Source organism: Phocaeicola sp. (assembly GCF_048170425.1).
GTDB lineage: Bacteria > Bacteroidota > Bacteroidia > Bacteroidales > Bacteroidaceae > Phocaeicola.
On record NZ_DBEXBB010000034.1, the window covers coordinates 1 to 5,789 of the forward strand.

Sequence of the window (5,789 nt, forward strand, 5' to 3'; positions counted from 1 at the left end):
TGTTCTTATTACAAAATGCACTATTTTTGTGTACAAAGAATAGAATCGATAATCCGTTATTTGTGTGAATTATGAAAAGATTGCTGTTGATGGCTCTGGCTGCTGCCATGTTGACTCCGGCTTGTGGAAACAATGCCGGCAAAGAAACTCGGGGTGGAGTGCAGGAGAGTGCAACCGTACAAGCCCATGTTGTCCATCTGACTAAAGCCGATTTCTTGGCGAAAGTATATAATTATGAGAAGAATCCGAAGGAGTGGAAATATGAAGGTGATAAACCGGCCATTGTGGACTTCTATGCCACCTGGTGTGGCCCTTGCAAGGCCATAGCTCCTGTGTTGGAGAAATTAGCTACAGAATATGACGGGAAGATTGTAATCTACAAGATTGATACGGATAAGGAGCCGGAGTTGTCGGCAGCTTTTGGCATACGCAGTATTCCGACCCTTCTGTTTATCCCGGCTCATGGAACTCCTCAGGTAGCGCAGGGAGCTTTGCCTGAAGAGGCTTTGAGAAAGGCCATTGATGAGTTCTTGTTGGGAAACAAATAATCAGTTTGAAATAAGAAAAAATGATGAGGGCCTGAAGTCGTAGAAATTTCAGGCCCTCATTGTATATATTATCCTCGGTTGCTGTCTTCAATCAATTCATGAATCGTCTGGTTCAGCTCCTTTTCTTTCATCAGTTGTTCCAGTGTGAGGTGCATTCTCCATCGCCAGTAATGTCGTGGCCGTGCCGGTATGTTGATGCGTTCTCCTTCTATATCCGGGTTCCGTAATCGTTCGTTGATACTCATCCAGTCTTGCCATGCCAAGATGCAGAGCAGTGAAGGACTTTTCAGGTGATGGAATACGATGTCCTTACAAATCCATCCGGGCACATGTGCTGGAATATCTCCTTGATGGTGCATTTCCTGGTGGTAGAAGCGTTCCGTACGGAGGAGGTCTTCTTTCCACCATCCGCGGAAAGTGGCCATGTCGTGCGTACCGATGGTGCATACCGACAGGAACGGATAGTTTTCAGGGTGTCCGAATTCTTCACCCATCTGTTTGGGCATGCGCTGGATTTCAAGTGAGAGTATCTGTAGCTGTTTCATAACCCAGGGTACACACTCTGGAACCATGCCTAAGTCTTCTCCACACACAAGCATAGGAGTAGACTGAGTAAGTACCGGAAGCTTTTTCATGGCTTCCTGATACCAGAACTCATTATGGCGCTGGTAGTAGTAATGGTTGTACAGATGGTTAAAAGCTCCTTGTTGTTTCCAGTTCAGTTGCTGGAATACGGAGTCATTTTGTACGGCAATTCTGGGATGGAACTTCTCGGCGTCATGGTGGTCTGTGACAAACAGTACGTTGCTGATTAGGGAATAAAGTCCTTCTTTTAGCTTCAGGTTATCTTCGTCTTCTTTTCCATCGAAGTAAGCTTCTACCTTTCGCTGGGTGTCAAATTCTGGCAGCAATGCGTAGCTTCCTTTCTTGTTGGCTGTGACAAAATGTTGCCGGACGTATTCGCTTTGCGTTCCGAACACTTCTTTCAGTATCGTGTCGTTGATAAACGGTTGTGTCATGAACTCCCGGTCTAGGTTCAGGCCAAAACTTCTGATTTCATCCATGCTTAGAGGGAGGGCAGGAGAGAACTGTCCGAGCAACCCGTGTACCGAATGGTCGGGAATCTCCCAGATACGGAAGAATCCTAAGATATGGTCGATGCGGTAGGCCGTAAAGTATTCCGCCATCTTGGAGAAACGGCGGCGCCACCAGCGGTAGTTGTCTTTTTCCATTACTTCCCAGTTGTAGGTAGGGAATCCCCAGTTTTGTCCGTTTACAGAGAAATCATCGGGGGGAGCACCTGCCTGGCCGTTGAGATGGAAATAATGAGGTTCTACCCAGGCCTCTACACTGGAACGGCTGATACCGATGGGAATGTCACCTTTCAGCAGGATACCTTTTGCTCTGGCATACTTGCTTACGGCAAGCAGTTGCACGTGCAGCAGGTATTGCAGATAATAGTAGAAAGCAATTTTGGTGTAGGCTTTATTTCCGGACGAACACAGCTGGGCTATTTCATCGGCATCGTAGGTAGAATATTTCGGCCAGTGATTGAAGTCCGGTGTGCCATACGAGTCGCGCAGGTAGCAGAAGGCAGCATAAGGCTGAAGCCATTCCTCATTATGCTGAAAGAAACCTAAGAACTCTTCCGATGCAAGCACTTTCTTCCCTTCCATCTGGTACGCTTTTCTCAAGTAGCCCATTTTCAGTTTGTTGGCCTTCTCATAATCCATCATGGGAAGGGAGTTTACTTCGATGCGTGCTTTTTCGAATGCTTCTGTAGCTTTCTTTTCTTTTAGGGCAGGGAGCTGGCGAAGGTCGATGTACATCGGATGAAAGGCGTAGATGGAGATGCTGTTGTAGGGATAAGAGTCAGTCCATGTACCGCTCATAGTCGTATCGTTGATAGGAAGAATCTGAATCGCTTTTTGTCCGGTCTCATCTGCCCAGTCGACCAGTAGCTTCAGGTCACCGAAATCACCTACACCGCAGCTGCCTTCCGAACGAAGGGAGAATACGGGAATGGCGCATCCGGCTATCCGTTGCGGGGCATCGTCAAAGAACACTTCCGTTTCCATGGGCAGGTAGGTTTCTCCGCGTTGCAATGGTTGCGGAGGGAATACCCGGTTCGGACGGGTTTCCCACTTTTCTACGGCTCCGGTTTTTTCATGAATGGCCACAAACTTGTATTCGAAAGGGTATTCCAGTGAAGCGGCATCTAGTGTCAAGTGCCACACGTTGGGCTGTACTTCTTTCATTCGTAGCGGGCGGCAGTACTCCCAGTTGCCTAATGCCGCACAGCTGCCGATGAGGCCCAGACGTTGGTTGTGCGTGCTCAATCCCGGACAAAGTGCGCGGAAAGTGATACATCTGCCAGTATTGTCAGACAGGCGGGAGGGCTCTTCGGGGGGGTATGCATTGTTGAAGGCCGATGTATAACGGTAGGCATCTTGTGGTAAATCTCTCCAGCAGTCTTCTATGAGGTAATGTTGCTGTTGCTGGTTACCCGGATAAAAAGAATGGGGAATGGCACCAAATTCCTGGCGTACAAGGCTGCCCTGACGGTTTACGGCATAACGGTAACAGATAGGTTCAGAAGGGTGAAAGTCAAATTCAGCCTTTCCGGTCCATTCTTCGCCGTTGCGGGTAGTCATTTCCACGGTATGTTGTATGTGGTTCTGGCTGAGAAGCACGCACAGACTTTCTCCCCAGACTGTACGGTATTGTATGCGAAAAGTAATTTTCATATCTTATGTATTAGTTGTGGCTCATAGTTTTTCCAAAAATAATGAATCTTGCGGATTCATGCAAATAAAAAACCTCCGGATATCCTTTCAGATTCCGGAGGTTCCCTCGTGTAAGATGTGAGGATGGATTTAATACTACTGAATTAAAAAAATGAGATGCTGCGTCGATGTTTGCATACGTCGCATTTTTCTCGATAAATTCACGGCGCGGGCCTACATCATCGCCCATTAGCATGGAGAATATATAGTCGGCTTCGGCCGCGTTTTCAATATTTACTTGCTTCAGGATACGGGTTTCCGGGTTCATGGTAGTTTCCCACAATTGTTCCGGATTCATTTCACCCAAACCTTTATAGCGCTGGGTGTGAATGCCTTGTTCGTTTCCTTCGCCGTATTTCTGTATGAAAGCCTGACGGGCTTCGTCTGTATAGCAGTATTCGCTGATTTTTCCCTTGCTGCATTTGTACAGCGGAGGAGTGGCGATATACAGGTGACCGCCCTGAATTACTTCGGGCATGTAGCGGTAGAACAGTGTCATAATCAGTGTGTCGATGTGAGAACCATCGACATCGGCATCGGTCATGATAATTACCTTGTGGTAACGCAGTTTGTCGATGTTGGCTTTCTTGCTGTCTTCTTCACCGTCCACGCCGAAACGTACACCCAGTGCCTGGATGATGTTGTTCACTTCGTCACTTTCGAAAGCTTTGTGCCACATGGCTTTTTCCACGTTCAGGATTTTACCGCGCAACGGCAGGATGGCCTGGAACTGACGGCTTCTGCCCTGCTTGGCTGAACCGCCTGCAGAGTCACCCTCGACGAGGAAGAGTTCGCATTCCTCAGCCACACGGCTGGAGCAGTCGGCCAGTTTTCCCGGCAGTCCGCCGCCGCCCATCGGGCTTTTACGTTGAACCGATTCGCGGGCCTTGCGGGCAGCCACACGCGCAGTGGCAGCCAGTACCACTTTGTCGACAATAATCTTTGCTTCTTTCGGATGTTCTTCCAGGTAATAAGTCAGGGCTTCTCCTACAGCCTGATTCACAGCACCGCTCACTTCGTTGTTACCCAGTTTGGTCTTGGTCTGTCCTTCAAACTGAGGTTCCGATACTTTTACAGAAATCACGGCAATCAGTCCTTCGCGGAAGTCTTCACCTGAGATTTCTACCTTGGCTTTTTCAAGCGCCTTGCTTTCCTCTGCGTATTTTTTCAATACACGGGTCAGTGCCGTGCGGAATCCGGCTTCATGTGTACCACCTTCAATGGTATTGATGTTGTTCACATATGAGTGAAGGTTTTCACGGAATCCAGTGTTGTACATAATAGCGCATTCGATAGGAATACCCTGTTTTTCGGTATTCAGATAAATGACGTCATCAATGAGCGGTGTATTGTTGGAGTTCAGGAAACGTACGAATTCTTTCACACCCTCTTCCGAGTGGAATTTTTCCTGCTTGTAAGAACCGTCTTCCTCCTTCACGCGCTTGTCGGTCAAGGTGATGGTGATTCCCTTGTTCAGGTAAGCCAGCTCGCGCATACGGGCCTGAAGAATGCTGTATTTATATTCCGTTGCGGTGAAGATACTTCCATCCGGCCAGAAAGTCTGGCGTGTACCGGTAATGTCGGTTGTGCCCACTTCTTTTACGGCATACAGCGGCTTTCCGCATTCATATTCCTGCTGGTAGATTTTTCCATTGCGGAATACGTTGGTAGTCATGTGGGTAGACAAGGCGTTCACACAAGATACACCCACACCGTGCAGACCTCCGGAAACTTTGTAGGAACCTTTGTCGAACTTACCTCCGGCATGAAGCACGGTCATTACGACTTCGAGGGCTGATTTTTTTTCTTTTTCGTGGAAATCGACCGGAATACCGCGACCGTTGTCTTGTACGGTAATCGAGTTGTCTTCGTTGATAGTTACTTCTATATGTGTACAATAACCGGCAAGGGCTTCGTCAATGGAGTTGTCTACTACCTCGTAGACCAGGTGATGCAAGCCTTTTTCGCTGATGTCGCCGATATACATGGCGGGGCGTTTACGAACGGCCTCCAGTCCTTCCAGCACCTGGATACTGCTGGCCGAGTAGTTGCTTCCGCTGTTCTGTGTCAGTTCTTCACTCATGTTTTTTCTTTGTTTTTTTAAGCTTTCAAAGATACTAAAAAAACTGGAACGAAGCGATTTTCAGCACTCTAAAAATCGTGAAAAAGACATGTGGTAATCCCATACGACAAAAGGCCGGATGTAACCATCCAGCCTTAATATCTTTACTTGCGTCAAGCGCAGACTTAAGCCAATTTGCTGATATGAGCAGCCAGTTTAGACTTCAAGTTAGCAGCTTTGTTCGCGTGGATAATGTTGCGCTTAGCCAGCTTATCCAACATTTTCTGTACACTCGGATACAATGCAACAGCTTCAGCTTTGTCTGTAGTTGCACGAAGTTTCTTCACTGCGTTACGCATTGTCTTAGCATAATATCTGTTGTGAAGTCTTCTT

The 5,789-nt window shown here is 47.7% G+C and carries 3 protein-coding genes and 1 pseudogene; 1 reads left to right on the top strand and 3 read right to left on the bottom strand.

Going from position 1 to position 5,789, the window contains the following annotated elements; all coding sequences use genetic code 11:
- Positions 1–71: 71 nt before the first annotated feature.
- The gene (gene trxA / locus ACMJ0U_RS01330) at positions 72–548 is read left to right on the top strand and encodes a thioredoxin (RefSeq protein WP_417127666.1); all 477 of its coding nucleotides are present in this window, start codon (positions 72–74) and stop codon (positions 546–548) included.
- A 68-nt stretch (positions 549–616) separates the two neighbouring features.
- Here trxA and ACMJ0U_RS01335 read toward each other — a convergent pair whose 3' ends face one another.
- From ACMJ0U_RS01335 to rpsT, 3 genes and pseudogenes are all read right to left on the bottom strand, one after another.
- Complete coding sequence (locus ACMJ0U_RS01335) at positions 617–3,295, bottom strand: 4-alpha-glucanotransferase (protein ID WP_417127668.1); 2,679 nt, start codon at positions 3,293–3,295, stop codon at positions 617–619.
- Between the two features lie 160 nt (positions 3,296–3,455).
- Positions 3,456–5,417 (bottom strand): annotated as a pseudogene (gene gyrB / locus ACMJ0U_RS01340) (DNA topoisomerase (ATP-hydrolyzing) subunit B); the annotation flags it as partial.
- A gap of 164 nt (positions 5,418–5,581) precedes the next feature.
- Positions 5,582–5,789 (bottom strand): 30S ribosomal protein S20 (rpsT, locus tag ACMJ0U_RS01345; RefSeq protein ID WP_417127670.1); only part of this gene is annotated, 208 nt, incomplete at its 5' end.